This is a genomic window from Microbulbifer maximicatervae (SeqCode), from assembly GCF_052467815.1.
Window position 1 is genome coordinate 628,831 of sequence record NZ_CP174326.1, and the last position, 15,220, is coordinate 644,050.

Annotated in this window: 11 protein-coding genes; 2 read left to right on the forward strand and 9 right to left on the reverse strand. The window is 49.5% G+C overall.

Annotation, left to right across the window (positions count from 1 at the left end):
- Position 1: 1 nt before the first annotated feature.
- The 4 genes from ACJJIW_RS02620 to ACJJIW_RS02635 all read right to left on the reverse strand — a co-directional run bounded on the left by ACJJIW_RS02620 (position 2) and on the right by ACJJIW_RS02635 (position 5,121).
- Positions 2–2,362, reverse strand: coding sequence for a marine proteobacterial sortase target protein (locus ACJJIW_RS02620; RefSeq protein WP_444936632.1), 2,361 nt, complete (start codon positions 2,360–2,362; stop codon positions 2–4).
- 161 nt (positions 2,363–2,523) lie between these two features.
- The gene (locus ACJJIW_RS02625; RefSeq protein WP_444936633.1) at positions 2,524–3,627 is read right to left on the reverse strand and encodes a phosphoribosylaminoimidazolesuccinocarboxamide synthase; all 1,104 of its coding nucleotides are present in this window, start codon (positions 3,625–3,627) and stop codon (positions 2,524–2,526) included.
- A 91-nt stretch (positions 3,628–3,718) separates the two neighbouring features.
- Complete coding sequence (locus ACJJIW_RS02630) at positions 3,719–4,804, reverse strand: AI-2E family transporter (RefSeq protein WP_282934585.1); 1,086 nt, start codon at positions 4,802–4,804, stop codon at positions 3,719–3,721.
- 23 nt (positions 4,805–4,827) lie between these two features.
- A complete protein-coding gene (locus ACJJIW_RS02635) occupies positions 4,828–5,121 on the reverse strand; it encodes a sulfurtransferase TusA family protein (RefSeq protein WP_444936634.1) in 294 nt (97 codons plus the stop codon).
- Between the two features lie 192 nt (positions 5,122–5,313).
- Here ACJJIW_RS02635 and ACJJIW_RS02640 point away from each other — a divergent pair, with 192 nt between their 5' ends.
- Positions 5,314–6,822 carry a M48 family metalloprotease gene (locus ACJJIW_RS02640; protein WP_444895158.1) on the forward strand — a complete coding sequence of 503 codons (1,509 nt, stop codon included), beginning with the start codon at positions 5,314–5,316 and terminating at the stop codon, positions 6,820–6,822.
- Between the two features lie 67 nt (positions 6,823–6,889).
- Here ACJJIW_RS02640 and nadA read toward each other — a convergent pair whose 3' ends face one another.
- Positions 6,890–7,942, reverse strand: coding sequence for a quinolinate synthase NadA (gene nadA, locus ACJJIW_RS02645; protein ID WP_444936635.1), 1,053 nt, complete (start codon positions 7,940–7,942; stop codon positions 6,890–6,892).
- Between the two features lie 162 nt (positions 7,943–8,104).
- Between nadA and ACJJIW_RS02650 the strand changes: the two genes are divergently transcribed.
- On the forward strand, positions 8,105–9,202 hold the full coding sequence (locus ACJJIW_RS02650; RefSeq protein WP_444936636.1) for an NAD(P)/FAD-dependent oxidoreductase: 1,098 nt from the start codon (positions 8,105–8,107) through the stop codon (positions 9,200–9,202).
- Between the two features lie 171 nt (positions 9,203–9,373).
- On the opposite strand, the gene ACJJIW_RS02655 is transcribed toward ACJJIW_RS02650, so the two are convergent.
- From ACJJIW_RS02655 to ACJJIW_RS02670, 4 genes are all read right to left on the reverse strand, one after another.
- Positions 9,374–10,930 carry a hypothetical protein gene (locus tag ACJJIW_RS02655; protein ID WP_444936637.1) on the reverse strand — a complete coding sequence of 519 codons (1,557 nt, stop codon included), beginning with the start codon at positions 10,928–10,930 and terminating at the stop codon, positions 9,374–9,376.
- 160 nt (positions 10,931–11,090) lie between these two features.
- Positions 11,091–11,930 carry a hypothetical protein gene (locus ACJJIW_RS02660; RefSeq protein ID WP_444936638.1) on the reverse strand — a complete coding sequence of 280 codons (840 nt, stop codon included), beginning with the start codon at positions 11,928–11,930 and terminating at the stop codon, positions 11,091–11,093.
- Between the two features lie 270 nt (positions 11,931–12,200).
- Positions 12,201–13,394: a hypothetical protein gene (locus ACJJIW_RS02665; RefSeq protein ID WP_444906386.1), complete on the reverse strand. Its 1,194-nt coding sequence runs from the start codon at positions 13,392–13,394 to the stop codon at positions 12,201–12,203.
- A gap of 463 nt (positions 13,395–13,857) precedes the next feature.
- On the reverse strand, positions 13,858–14,295 hold the full coding sequence (locus ACJJIW_RS02670) for a hypothetical protein (protein WP_413664422.1): 438 nt from the start codon (positions 14,293–14,295) through the stop codon (positions 13,858–13,860).
- Positions 14,296–15,220: the final 925 nt, after the last annotated feature.

The following is a 15,220-nucleotide window of genomic DNA, read 5'->3' on the forward strand; positions in this document are numbered from 1 at the left end:
CTTACACACCTCCCCGTTGCAGAGGATTAGCGCCGCTGGGTTGACGGGGGTCCGGTAAAACCCTGCGCAGGAAGGAGCGCAGGGCTCGGGTCAAGTTGCTACGCAAGGCCCGACCGCGCTGGAAGATCGCCGCAAACATCAACAATACCGCCGCTGCCAATAACTGCCCGTAGAGACCTGTAGCAGTTTGCGGGTAGGCCTGGCGCTGTAGCACTTGCCCTTTAGCCACCATATTGGTGACCGAGCTGCGAGATAACTTCTCTTCAGCGCTGCGTACAACTTCCTCTTCGACTGCAACAAAACTGGTGTAGGGGCTGGCAAGTTGATGCCTCAGGGCAATCTGTAAAATCTGTTCGCGCAGAGCCAGGCCCGCATCCGACTGCTCTCCAGACTGAAGCTGCCGGTCCCGCAGAGAATCTATCTTACTGCGCGCCCAGACACTGCCGATGCCTGAAGTTTCGCTACCACTCTCTACTTTCAGAGCAAGTTTGCGCACAAACTGCTTACCTGCCATTCGGCCCCGCAACTGAATATCTCCCCGCAATAGATCGCCCTGCACCTTTGCCACCAACTGCATAGGCTCACCGTTATAGAGATCCGGGATACGCTTGGGGTAGGCATCCGCTACGACGCCTTGGGGCCAACTGAGCTGCAGGTCTGTAGCCATAGGATTTTCCAACTTGGCGAACAGGGCCTGCATACGCTCGCGAACTTCGGAAATATCACCGATGGTGACGAAAGTACCGCGCCCAAACTGAGCAGCTTTGCGCATGAAGTGGCTATTGGGAGCCGAACCAATGCCCACAGTAAACAGCCGGGCGTTATGCAGGGATTGGCTAATTAACTCGAACAGGGCCCGTTCATTGCCCACCGCACCATCGGTAATAAACACGACTTGCTGAACGGTGCTGGTGTCATCCTGCATTTGCTGACCGAATGCCATTCGCAAGGCCGGCGCCATTTCTGTACCCCCCTCGGCATTCAGGTTTTCGATTTCCTGGCGCGCACGGCGGATATTCTCCGCGCTCGCCGCTATAGGTCGCGGGAAAAATGCGCGGGTTGTACTGTTAAATTCAATAACATTAAAGCGATCATTGCTGTGCAGGCGAGACAGTGCCAGGGTAAGGCTCTCCTTCGCCTGACGAATAGAATTGCCAGACATGGAGCCGGAAGTATCGATCACATAAATCACTTCTCTCGGTAAACGCTGCGCGGAAGTACCGTCGCTGGGTGGCAGCAGCATGACCTGCAGATAAGCACCAGCCTGCTCTTCTACCCCCTCTTGCGCTGTGATTTTCTCGCTAAACAATGCCGCCCGCGGCATAGCAGAAGCGCGCGGCTGCCAATTCAATAAGAAATCCCGATCCATTGCAGCTGTTTCATCGCGCAACTGAATCCGATAGCGACCGTCACCTCGGTTATCAATATCAATCTGGTGATAGGGGCTATCGATTTTTGCTAGCGGCAGTCCGCCATGCAGATCCACCTCGATAGAAATATTATGACTACCCAATGCCTGTAGCTCCTGCGCTGGCTGCATAAACGGAGTTATCGCCGCAGCATCCGGCACCTGATTAGTGGGCAGGGCCCAGCCATTACTCTCTGCCACCAACTCCTGTTCATCGCCGTTCAATGCCTGGGAGGGTATTGGCTTGCCAGGGATATAGCGCGGGGTCAATGTCGTGGGCATGCGCAGTGAAAAAACGCCGCTGTCATAATTGACCGGCTGCATGAAGCGGATATTAATTTGCACCATCTCATCGGGGGCAATATTGGCCACTTTATTAGTAAACAGATTTGGGCGCTGCTGCTCTAGAAGAGCTGCACGCTTACCCGCCGCACGAGCAGCCTTATAAATCTTGGAGGCCTCTTCCCGCTCGCGCACCTTACCGACAATGCGGCGCTCACCCACCTGAATTTCAAGCCCCGCTACCGCAGCTTGCTCAGGCAGTGGTAATGCATAAACCGCTTCCTGCCAGCCGTCAGTGGTATTCTTGAACTGCTGCTGAAGCTCTACTTCCGCTACCAGACCCCGCACGGAAATACTGACCTGACTTTTCAGGTGTACCGCTGGAATATACTTTCCCGACTCATTGCCAGTAAAAAGTAAGTCCCCGCCCTTTACATCGTCCAGGGTAACTGTCTCGGTGAACTCCTGCTGGATCGCATCACTCACAGCGGGAAGTTCCTGGGCATTGACCTCTGCCCCGATTGCCGCAATGACAACTGCCAATACCACCACAACAAATAACAACCAGCGCCCTACACCACCAGTTTTCTGGCGGCGACGATAGTATTCCTCTGTCGGCAACATCAGATCGTCTTTATGGAACCGCTGCCCGAATAACATCACCCTGTTCACTCACTTCCCTCCACTTTTAAATTGGATGTTGAAGTCATTAAACAGAGGGAAGCGGGCAAAAGGCGGCAGGAATGCGAGCACAAAACAGGAGAAATTGTGGCGAATTATGGCAGGCATAAAAAAACCGGCGAAAACGCCGGTTTTTTACAGTTCGATCCAGATTAGTCGACCAGACCGTAATCCTTGCGGAGAACTTCAAGCAATTCCTCTTTGGGATTATCAGATATCTCAAGTTTCGTAACAATAATCTTCTCAGCAATACCAATATAAGTATTAGAGAGATCCATCAGCATAGATTCTGGCAGTTCGTTATCACGAGCTAAAGCCGAGCGCTCATCCATGCGATCTTTGTTCAGCAGGATATCGGCATCCGGGAAGTATTTGAGCAGGGCCTGGCGGAAACCTTCTTTGGATTTCTCTACAACCTTACCCGCGCGATACTCTTCGCCGTCCCAGATACGGGAGGAGTCCGGGGTACCCACTTCGTCCATATAAATCAGCTTCTCTTCACCATTGGCATCGGTGACATAGCCGAATTCAAACTTGGTATCGACAAAGACCTGGTCGAGCTTTTCCAACTCTGCGGAAATCAAATCGAAACCTTCTTTCAGCAACTTCTCGTACAGGTCGATATCGCCTGCATTGCGGAAGCCGAAGGCTTCGAAATTGTCTTCGATATTCTTGCGGGTGACATTGACATCGTCCGCTTCCGGTACACCGGGGATACCCTTGAGAATACCTTTACTGGAGGGGGTAATGAGTAATTCAGGCAGCTTCTGGTCTTTTTGCAAGCCATCAGCAATCTCGATACCGCAGAACTCCCGCTCACCCTTCTCATAGGAACGCCACATGGAGCCGGTGATGTACTGACGAGCGATCGCCTCGATCATAACCGGGCGCGCCTTCTGTACGATCCACACCAGCGGGTGCGGGATATCCAGAATGTGGCTATCGGCGAGGCCTTGCTCTTTAAACAGCTTGAACCAGTGGTTGGAAATAGCATTTAGTGCTGCGCCCTTGCCTGGTACGCCGCGCATACCGCCTTCGCCAGTCCAGATACAGTCGAACGCGGAGATACGGTCGGAAATCACCATTACCGCAAGTGGGGTGTCAGGAGAAACCGGGTAGCCCTTCTCCTCAATCAGGCGGCGGCTGTCTTCTTCGCTCAGCCAGTATACGGAACGGACCTTGCCACTGTGGATAGGCTTGTCGGTGCGGATCGGCAGGTCATTATTGACCGCTAGAACTTTGTCAGCCAGGCTCATGGGCTCTCACCTATTTGAAGGGACCAAATAAAAGAAAGCGCGGCATTCTAGCAAATGCCGCAGCCTACAGACAAAGAAAGATATCGGGCAATTACTCCGAGCTTCGCCGGGCCTCCCATTCCACCTGGTGCTCATGGGTGGGCCAGGCACTCATAATGGCCTTGAGCAAGGTCGCCAGGGGAATTGCAAAGAAGACGCCCCAGAAACCCCAGATGCCGCCAAAGAACAGCACTGCGAGGATAATGGCAACCGGGTGCAGGTTAACCGCCTCGGAGAACAGCAGTGGTACCAGTACGTTGCCATCAAGCAGTTGAATAATGCCGTAAGTCATCATCAGATAGAGAAACTCATTACTCCACCCCCACTGGAAAAGCCCAATAGCCGCAACGGGGATAGTGACAACCGCTGCGCCGATATATGGAATCAACACACTGAAGCCCACGGCTACCGCCAGCAACAGGGCGTAGTTCACCCCCAGTAGCAAAAAGGCGGCATAACTGACAGCAGCCACAATGCCAATTTCTATCACCTTACCGCGCACATAATTGGCCACCTGATCATTCATCTCATGCCAAATCTGGTGGAGCATGGGTCGTTCTTTGGGCAGGAAAGAGGTGCACCAGCGGATCAGCTGTTCCGCATCCTTAAGGAAGAAGAACACCAGGATCGGCACCACTACAACGTAAATCAGCAACCCGGCAAAAATGGGTAGGTTGGTAAGCGAGAAGGCCAGCAGTGTCTGCCCCAGGCCGCCCAGTTCGCTACCGAGGGTATTGAAGATTTCATCGATCTGCCCGGCCGAAATTAAGCGCGGGTAGCGCTCAGGAAGTAACAATAACAGCTCCTGCCCGCGCTGCACCATATTGGGCAACTCTGCTCCAAGCCGCACCAGCTGACGCCAGATAATGGGCAGCACCACAAATAACAGGGCCACAATAGTGCCCACCAACACCAAGCAGGAAAGGGTAACCGCCAACCAGTGGGGAACACGCCAAGACTTCAGCTTTTGCACCATACCCTGCATCAGGAAGGCGATCACCAGCGCGGTGAATACCGGGGCTAGCACAGCGCCCAGAGTCGCCAGAACTACCAGGGCCAGGGTCAATATTAAAACCAGAAGCACCACTTCTTCCTGACTGAAGTAGCGGTTCACCCAGCCTTTTACAATCGATAACATAGACTCTCGGGATTTATCTTTATTCATTTGCCAGCGTACAGCCAATATTGAAAGGTATTATTACGTCGCTCAGCGCGGAGCAGGGGCCGGCCACTTAAAGATGCAAAACTGTGGAAGTCTCGCCAGGACCCTTCATCAGAGGCCAGCACACAAAGCAGCGTTCCCTCTGCGTATTCCCGCAATGCCCGGCGCATGGCCAGTAACGGTTGTGGGCAGGGCAGATTTCTTGCATCCACAATAGTGGCCGCGTCCCAGTTCGGTGTCTGGGTATCGGGCTGATTGGTAGAAGAAGTTACTGACATTGCCTTTTTAGTCACAAACCAGAATTGCCGGGGATTATAGCGCGAACCAGACGCCATAACCCGCGCAGGCTTTACGCTTTTTAACTTTCCGCCTGGCGCAAGTGTGAACCTTTTATGGTCCACTAAGTCCAATCCTCGACAGTCCAACGGGGTAGCGTATAGAGTTGGACTATAGATCCTTCATGGACAGACCGAGCAGTAATCAAGATGACTGATTCCAAAAACAGCCTGCTTCACCGAACGCGCCCCCCAGCTATCCTCCATCGACTTCGCGCAGGACTGCGAAGCCTGGGTATGGGGTTGTTACTCGGCGCAGTCCCTTTTGCTGCCATAGCGGACAGTGATGAAATCCGCCTCCCCGAACTGGGCGATAGGACCAGCGGGGTCGTCTCCCACACCCAGGAAAAAGAACTGGGGCAGATGTGGCTGCGTATTTTTCGCAGTCAGGTTCGCACCTCCAGTGATGCCCTGATCCAGCAATTTGTCGAGGGCATGGTCAAGGAATTGGCCGAGTACAGCCCACTGGAAGACAAAGAAATTGACGTTGTTGTAGTAAACAACAAAACCATGAACGCCTTTGCAGTCCCCGGTGGAGTCATGGGGGTCCATACCGGCCTGTTTCTGTTTGCAGAGCGTGAAGACCAGTTTGCATCGGTAGTTGCCCACGAATTGGGCCACCTCAGCCAGCGGCACTACGCCCGCTCCCTGGAAGCACAGCGCAACAGTACAATTCCCACCCTGGCCGGTATGCTCGGTGCCCTGGTTCTGGCGGCTACCGCCGGTGGTGAAGCGGGAATAGCAGCAATGAGCGTGACCCAGGCTGCAGCCCTGGACAACCAGCTGCGATTCAGCCGCAAGAATGAGCAAGAGGCAGATAGGGTCGGTATCGATACCCTGGCCAAATCCGGTCGCGATCCAGAGGCCGCCGGTGAAATGTTCGAGCAAATGCTCAAGGCCACACGTTACTACCAGCGTCCGCCAGAATTTCTCCTGACCCACCCCGTTACAGAAAAGCGTATTGCCGATGCCAAGTTGCGCGCTCAGCGTATGGAAAAAGTGGCTCCCAGCGAGGATCTGGATTATCACCTGATGCGCGCCCGAGTGCGGCTCGCCACAGAACCAACGCCGCAGCAAGCAGTAAAACGCTTTAGCGCGGAGCTGAATGGTATTAATGACAATGAGGATGCCGCCCGTTACGGTCTCGCCCTGGCCCAAGTAGCCGCAGGTAGACCCGATTCAGCGCTGGACACCTTGCAGCCCCTGTTAGACAAAACTCCCTCAAAAGCAGCCTATGTGCTGGCCCGAGCGGATATCGATCTGTTGCGAGAAGACTACAGCAGTGCCACCAAGCGCCTGCAGTGGGCCCTCGATCGCAACCCGGGAGACCACGCCTTAATCATGGGCCTCGCCAATGCCCACTTTAAAGCCGGCAACTACCTGGCTGCAGAGCGCCTGCTGGCGAAATATAGCCGTACGCGGAAGAAAGACCCGGCAGTCTGGTACCTATTGGCGGAGACCCACGGATTGGCCGGAGATATTGTTGGCGTGCACGAGGCCCGGGCTGAGTATTACATTCTCAACGGCATATTCGACAAGGCTATTCAACACCTGCGCCATGGAATTCGCATGTCAAAAGACGATTACCAGGTCAATGCCATCTTGGAACAGCGCCTCAAAGATGTGTTGAAAATGCAGGAAAGAATCGAGGAGCTGTAACTCCCCCCAACAAAAAGAGCGGCCATTGGCCGCTCTTTTTGTTTGCTCACCGCCGCTCCCTCAAGAGCTAACCTTTGCGGAAATCCAACATCCGCTGCAGCGGGATCATCGCCTTGCGCCCCAGTTCCGGGTCCACAAAGATCTCATTATCCCCGCGTTCCAGTACACCGCAGAGGTTCTCCAGAGAGTTCATCGCCATCCAGGGGCAATTAGCACAGCTGCGGCAAGTGGCTCCAGCGCCGGCGGTTGGCGCCACCATTAGCTCTTTGTCTGGGCACTCCTGCTGCATCTTGTAGAAAATGCCCTGGTCGGTAGCCACAATAAAGCGCTTCTCTGGGCGGGTCTTGGCAGCATTAATAATCTGCGAGGTAGAACCCACAACGTCGGCCAGGGCTACCACAGAGGCGGGAGATTCAGGATGCACTAGAACCACAGCATCCGGATAGAGGGCCTTTAAGTCCTCAACCCCCTTGGCCTTAAACTCTTCATGCACAATACAGGAACCGTCCCATAACAGTACGTCTGCGCCGGTTTCCCGCTGGACATAGCCGCCGAGGTGCTTGTCAGGTGCCCAAAGGATTTTTTCGCCATTGGCATCCAGGTGATCCACTACATCCAGCGCAATACTCGAGGTCACCACCCAGTCCGCCCTGGCTTTTACCGCAGCAGAAGTATTGGCGTAAACCACCACGGTGCGGTCCGGGTGCTGATCGCAAAAGTCAGAGAATTCTTGCGGGGGGCAGCCGAGATCCAGGGAGCAGGTTGCCTCAAGGGTCGGCATCAGTACTTTCTTGTTTGGGGTAAGAATCTTGGCGGTCTCACCCATAAACTTTACCCCGGCCACTACCAGGGTGTCCGCCGAGTGCTGAGCGCCAAAACGGGCCATTTCCAATGAGTCAGAAACGCAGCCGCCGGTCTCCTCCGCGAGGGCCTGAATCAAAGGGTCGGTATAGTAGTGTGCTACCAATACTGCATTCTGTTCTTTCAACAAGCGATTGATGCGCTCGCGCCATTCTTGCAGCTCTTCTTCGCTATATTGAGACATTACCGGCTCCGCCAGGTGCGCTTGCACCAAAGAGCGAGAATCTACCTTGTCTGCGGCAATGGACTTATGAGTCATGACTAACTTCCAGTCGCGGAAAAGCGCGCATTATAGCGCAATGAAACGACACCACCACGCACCCTTTCGACAGCAATTTTAATCTGACGTTACAGGCAAAATAGGCCGAAGGGATTCAACCTGGTCACTTCAGAAAGCACACATTTCGGCAACAGGACCGCTATGGAGATATTGGATACCGTGATAGTCGGGGCAGGGGTATTAGGACTTGCCTGCGCCTACCAGCTGAGCCGTGCTGGCCACAAAGTGATGGTACTGGAACAACACAGTGCCATTGGAACTGAAACCAGCGCGCGCAGTAGCGAGGTTATTCATGCAGGCCTCTACTATCCAACAGACAGCTTGAAAGCCCGCGCCTGTGTTCAGGGTAAATCCATGCTGTACCAATTTTGCCAAGAATACGCGGTGCCCCATAAGCAAATCGGCAAACTGGTAGTCGCTACCAATAAAGCACAGCTTGCGCAATTGAGAGACCTCAAAAATCAGGGGGATACTAATAACGCTGGCGGACTTCGATTACTAAGCGCCTCTGAAGCCCGATCTATGGAGCCGGAATTACAATGTGCCGGTGCCATTTACTCTCCGACGACCGGCATTATCGATAGCCACAGCCTGATGCTAGCCCTTGAGGGTGCCATGGAAGCCAGGGGAGGAGAAGTTATACTTGCGAGCAAAGTTGCGCGAATTGAAATATCCAGCGGCACTTGCCAACTCGTGATGGAGGATGGCTACAAACTGAAAACCTGCAATCTAATTGTGGCCGCAGGCCTCCACACAAGCTCGCTAGTGGGGACGATAAATAGCGAAGTTATAAAACGAGAAATTCCCACCACGTATTTTGCTAAGGGCAGTTACTTTACCCAGTCAAGTAAGGTGCCTTTTTCACACTTAATTTACCCTCTACCTGAAAGTGCCGGTCTGGGTATTCACCTCACTCTGGATTTGGCCGGAGGGGCGCGCTTCGGTCCAGATGTGGAATGGGTCGAGTCCATTAACTACCAAGTGGATCCGAGTAAACTAAATACATTTTATGACAACATCCGTCGCTACTGGCCTGGAATATCAAAGAATACTTTACGGCCTGGCTATGCGGGCATTCGCTCCAAAATTGTACGCAGGGGCCACCCCGCTGGTGATTTCCAGATTTATCACAAAAGCCTAGCGGATAAATCTCAGTTAGTGGCATTTTTTGGAATTGAATCCCCCGGACTGACCTCTTCACTATACATCGGAGAAGTAATCGTAAAAATGATTTGCTAATTATTTATCCACTTGAAGAGAAATTCTGTTTAACTCAAACAATCACAACGAAAGCAGAAAGAATACGCTATTGAAGTGATAAAATAGAAATAGTATTTATCTACCAATTACCTACATCAGGTTCAATATAAACCCCAGGGTATTCTTTCCCCTTAGCTTTTACGGTCCGAATTACTGAATAATCATACCCATATTCCCCGTACCCAGCTGTGTTGCCAGTGCGGTTTGGAAATCATTCACTTGAGTGGTGGTATGAGTATTTAAAGTACCTGTCTGAGAGGTAGTACTGGCGCTACTGGAAACCCCAGCTTGGCTGACATCAACCGTATTCATATTTCCATCTTGGGTAATGGTGATATTGGATGATGTGACATCCGTTTGTAACACCATCAGAAAATTTGATGTACCAGTTTGCAAAGTAGTCACACTACTCAGATCAACCAATGTATCTTGCTCAACATCAGCGGTATTATCCGTTCCCGATTGGGTGATATCAATCACACTATTACTAATAAATTCGTCCTGTTCAGCATCCACCATATTGGTGGAACCACTCTGAAATACCGTCAATGTTGAAGAGTCTACAAAATTACTTTGACTAATATCTACTTCATTCATACTACCGTTTTGTATAACAGTCGCGGCTGTTGAGGAAACGTCTCCCTCTTGACTTACCCCGGCTTCATTATTATCGCCAGTCTGGTTAATAGTGATAAAACTCTGGGAAACCAGGTCTTCCTGATCTACAAACATTCCATTGTCATTACCGTTTTGGGTAACAATGATAGAGCTATTTGAAATCTCATCACCCTGATCTACGTCCGCCTGATTACTTGCACCAGATTGAAAAATGCTCGCGGTAGACGAATCAACAACTGAAGCCTGAACTATATCACCATCATTTGAAGAGCCCAGCTGTATAATAGTCGCGGTGGATGAAGTGATATTGCTAAACTGATCGACATCTAAAACATTATCATCGCCAACTTGATTAACAATAATAGTACTAGCCGAAATTACAGTCGACTGTTGTGCATCTGCATCGTTCATATCACCATTTTGAACACCACTAATCGTACTGGTATCAATTAAGTCTTCCTGCTCCAATTCGGCTCTGTTTGTTGAGCCCACCTGAGATGAGATTACACTACTGAAACTAACTTGGTTATCCTGCCTGGATTCAAATTCATTATCAGTTCCCGACTGGGTTGCGACCACAGAACTATTACTCACGATATCTCCTTGCGGGACCACTGCGTCGTTCATATCCCCTGTTTGAGTAATCGACACCAGGCTCTGGGTAACTCCCTCCTCCTGATCAAGGTCCGCATCGTTGGAATTGCCAAATTGGTTGACCGTTAAACTGGATGATTCAACTGTATTCTCCTGAAAGGACTCAGCCTGATTCATATCCCCCTGTTGATTAATTGTGTTATTAGCTGCATTAACATTTATATCCTGAATCGAACTTGCCTCATTGTTATCTCCAATTTGTATGTGTGTAATCACACTATTGGTTGTATTATTCACCTGTTCCGCATCAGAGACATTTCCAGTTCCATCTTGAATAACCACAATCTGATTATCTGTAACCGAAGGATCAGACTGGTCAATTGTGGCTGTATTCATAGAGCCCTGCTGGGAGACACTGCTGACATTACTGTCTGCTAAAGCCCCACAGTGAATCACGGCCAACACTGCCGCAGCCAATGGCTTCATAAACTTCATAGCAAATTCCTTTTCCAACAAATTACCGACCAAACTACTGAGCAGGGGACTTCCTCACAAGGACAACGAGGAATTCATAACTATTTAGCACTATCAATCACAATTAAAAATTATGAATTAACAATAATAAATACAGGCATAATTTTATGGCCTTGAAATTCTACTGCATAATACTTCCCGTATTACCCCCCCCCACTTGGCTAGCAATAGCCACCTGCCCATCATTTGTTTGTGTCGTGACATGAATATTGGAAGAACCTATCTGGGAGACAGTGGCCAATCCAGTACTTAGTCCCAACTGAGAGACTTCTACATAATTCATATCACCACTCTGGAAGGTGGTAATAGAGGAGAAAAGAGCAAAGCCCTGCCCTACCAATGCCTCGTTGAGAGTTCCATCTTGCTCGACGCTGATAAAGCTTGACTCAGTTAGGTCCCCCTGAAATAACTCGGCACTATTTTCACTCCCAAGTTGATTAATTAGCCCAGTGCTATTAAGCGCAAAATCCTCATGGATTGCTTGTGCAAAGTTCATTGTCCCAGTCTGAGTAACAGCAACAGTTCCCTGTATCCCCCCAACATCCACCTGGGCAGCAATACCCTCATTATTTGAACCGGACTGGATAACAGAGGCACTACCTGCAACAACAAAGTCATCCTGAACCACCCAACCCAAGTTGCCATCGCCAGATTGACTAATTAGAGCCGTACTTTCTGAGACTTCTGCAATTTGCTCCAGAATCGCCTCATTCATCAAACCCGATTGCTCCACCGTGCCCATATTTAAATCTGTAAGTGCTCCCTGTAAAACAGACACTTGATGTGAGTCTCCGGTTTGGGTTATTGAAACGGTATTGTTGGTGCTGGTGGGATTAGACTGATCTACTGTTGCCAGATGTCCGTTGCCGTCCTGGTCAATATCAGTCGTATTATTGCCGCCCATAGAGTGACCACTAAAAGTGAGCGCAGCTATTGCAGTAACTGAAGTCCAAATTCTCATTTAACTAATCCCTTGTACATAAATTCCACCCCTTCTGTTTAAAGTCCAGGCGTAGCAAAGCATCCCAGAAAATAATCTAAGCCAATTTAAATTAGAGTTAAAAGCCAAACCAGACAGGAGAGAGTCAATAGGAAGAGAACATGCAACTCCCTAAAAAATCGCTCATATCTCAAATATAGGACTGAATAAAACACAAAAGAAACACTGGGACTTTGCAGATACACGACAACTGCCGGTATTCATACTGATATCGCAAAGCCCCAATGAAATCTATTGAAAAATAAATCCAATATTGGAAGTACCATTTTGCGTTGCGATTGCAGTTTGTGAATCTAGCATTTGCGATGTTGTATGTTGATTCAAATCACCGATTTGAGTAGTTGTCGCCACACTGAGCATATTTCCCTGTTGGAGAACACCGGCAATATTACTGGTGCCATTTTGAAATATGGAGCCCGTAACTGAGGTGGCAGTGATTTGCCCCAACGTCGCATCATTCATTGACCCTAACTGAGTAACAGTTGCAGAGGCAAAAGAAGTTCCCCCAGCTTGCTGGGTAACGCCCATATTCGCAGTACCAGATTGGCTCACTATACCAACACTGGCATCTATACCAGTATCCTGAACGCCGCCACCAAAGTTTCCATCCCCTACTTGAGTCACACTTACAGTACTATTGGCAACACCATTCTGCTGTAGTGCCCCACCAAAGTTGCTGGTACCGGTTTGGGCAATAAGGACCGTACTTGAAGTAACTCCATTTTCCTGATCGGACTCGATGTCATTCATATCGCCTGACTGAATAGCAGTAACGGTAGAGTTAAAAACCCCCATTAATTGCTCACTATCAAAGTTATTCTGGTTGCCAAGCTGATCTGCTGACACAGAGCTAAATTCAACAACACTCTGCTGGGAAATCTGGGCCATATTGTCATCGCCAATTTGATTTAGGATGACATCACTTCCCAAAATATCGAAGACCTGCCCCATTATGATCGCATCATTCATATCCCCAGTTTGATTCACCGCGATACTGGATGCTTCAGTATCAGTCTGGGTGATGGTCATAAAGTTCATTTCCCCAGCTTGATTTAGTTCCTGAGTAGAACCAAGTGACTCAAGTTGCTCCGCTGTCGTATCGTTATTATTCCCAATCTGATTAATTTCCAACGAACTTGACTCAGTCATAAACTGCTGGAAAGACTCAGCCATATTGCCATCACCCTCTTGGTAGTGGGTCATGGTGTTACTTATGGCATCGCTCGCCTGGGTCGATGACGAAGAATTACCATCGCCAATCTGGGTGACATCTATCAGGTTCCCTATAGCCGTAGGGTCAACCTGATTGGCATTCGCTGTATTACCCACTCCCTGCTGATCTATTAACGTCGTATTATTACTGGCCATCGCGATTCCACTCGCTGTGGTCAAAATAACTAACGCAACAGGCTTCAACTTCCTCATAATTCAATCCTTCATTAACTATTCAAGCTTTTCTTGGGACTCAAACTAGAGGGCCTCATCAACAACATCGATACCAATAGGCATGTCGGCGTAAGGCATGCGCAAAATCCAATTTAGCGCCATCCCTACTCCAAACAGCAGTATCCACCAAAGAAGTGTTAAAGCTCGCCAAACCCGAGCGCTGAGGCAATAAAATTGACACAGGCAATTATGCGAACAACAAATCCCAAGAGGAATTGACATGCACTGGCACAAGGTCACTTGCGATAATGAACGACTGAATATTTAGAAACTATTCTCAAATCGCTGATCATGGGCCGACCAACTACTGGGTAAGAGTTAACGATAAGCGGCGATACAGCTATAAGAAGGAAGTGGGGAAAAACTAGGAACAAAGTTTGGGATTAAATTTCTGTGCCACACAGATCAGAACCTAGCAGCACAGAAATCAAAGAACTGACTGCTACTGTAAAATTGTGCCGGTATTACTTACTCCAGACTGTGTCGCTATTGCCGTCTCGGCGGTACCCGCTTGAGAGGTAACATGCATATTCAATGTACCCGTTTGGGATATTGTGGCAACACCCGTAGTGATATTGTTCTGATCAATATTTACATCATTGGAGTCGCCGGTTTGCAACACTGTAGCTCTGGTAAAGAAGGCATTTCCTTGATCCAGCGTAGACATATTCATATCACCAAACTGGTCGACAATCATAGTTGAATTTTCTACCGTAAACACCTGTTCCAGGAGCGCCATATTGTCATTAGCCATTTGCAACAGCTCCATCACAAGAAAGCTAACCGAACCTAGCTGATCCAGGGCTGCGACATTTCCTATGCCATCCTGAGCACCAACTATCAAACTTGAGCTGACGCCTAAGTTTTGATTAACGTCCATTTGATTCATTTGGCCAATTTGTGTGGCCAGCAAAGTAGAATCGACCGTCTGCTGCTATAGAGAAAAACTCGGGCCGACAATTAGAAATATCTCTTACAAAAACCAACTCCTTTACCTACACAGATCGAACCGCACTACTTAGGGAGCCTCTGAATAACTCCGTGATACCTCTGGCATGCATAGCGGTTCACAATCAAGGCGCGGCTTCGCAGGAATGTCTAGACCTTTCAAGAGGTCGCAACGCGGAGTGTGAATCGCTCTGCAAGCCCCGAAGGGCGGGCCTTGAAGGCCACAGCTGCTGCGTTGCAGCTCTTGCAAAGGGCTACGCTATTCGCGGCGAGCTGCGCCTAACATCTGCAACCTTCAAGACCCGCAGAGGCATTACGGAGTTATTCAGAGGCTCCTTAGAAACTAAATCCGCAACATCAAGGTAAGCAGTATCCACCATAATTGGTGGCACGAAATGCTTGAGGAGGTAGCAACGCCAAAGACTGCATCCTTATTTCTCTGAAACTAGATTCATAGCATTAACTGGCTTCAAATTCCTACCAATGCGTCAGAAGACAAGTCGATGGCTCATTCAATACTACAAATATAATCTAAGCCATCCATGGGAATAAAGTACCCAATAACTAGGTATAAAGTTTTACAAAGAATAGAAGTGGCAGGTTTAGTGCATTCAGGGAAGAACCAAGAAAATCAGACATTGAGAACTATAAGAAAGGAATTTTTGGTCGCACTTGGCTTCATACCTTGAGCAACCGATTAAAAGTCGAGATATAAAGCTTATACTAGCCTTGTTTTGGAGATATCTCACTAAACCAACCATAACTTTGCATAACGACTCACCACTCTATCCAAAACAGGTTCGACAAGCCTCTATTTACTGCCACTAAAACTCGACTCCTCCAATATCAATTAGTAT

Coding starts and splice junctions, on each gene's coding strand:
- ACJJIW_RS02660 (WP_444936638.1), bottom strand. CDS start 11,930: ATGAGAATTTGGACTTCAGTTACTGCAATAGCTGCGCTCACTTTTAGT.
- nadA (WP_444936635.1), bottom strand. CDS start 7,942: ATGACTCATAAGTCCATTGCCGCAGACAAGGTAGATTCTCGCTCTTTG.
- ACJJIW_RS02625 (WP_444936633.1), bottom strand. CDS start 3,627: ATGAGCCTGGCTGACAAAGTTCTAGCGGTCAATAATGACCTGCCGATC.
- ACJJIW_RS02630 (WP_282934585.1), bottom strand. CDS start 4,804: ATGTTATCGATTGTAAAAGGCTGGGTGAACCGCTACTTCAGTCAGGAA.
- ACJJIW_RS02650 (WP_444936636.1), top strand. CDS start 8,105: ATGGAGATATTGGATACCGTGATAGTCGGGGCAGGGGTATTAGGACTT.
- ACJJIW_RS02640 (WP_444895158.1), top strand. CDS start 5,314: ATGACTGATTCCAAAAACAGCCTGCTTCACCGAACGCGCCCCCCAGCT.
- ACJJIW_RS02670 (WP_413664422.1), bottom strand. CDS start 14,295: ATGGACGTTAATCAAAACTTAGGCGTCAGCTCAAGTTTGATAGTTGGT.
- ACJJIW_RS02655 (WP_444936637.1), bottom strand. CDS start 10,930: ATGAAGTTTATGAAGCCATTGGCTGCGGCAGTGTTGGCCGTGATTCAC.
- ACJJIW_RS02665 (WP_444906386.1), bottom strand. CDS start 13,394: ATGAGGAAGTTGAAGCCTGTTGCGTTAGTTATTTTGACCACAGCGAGT.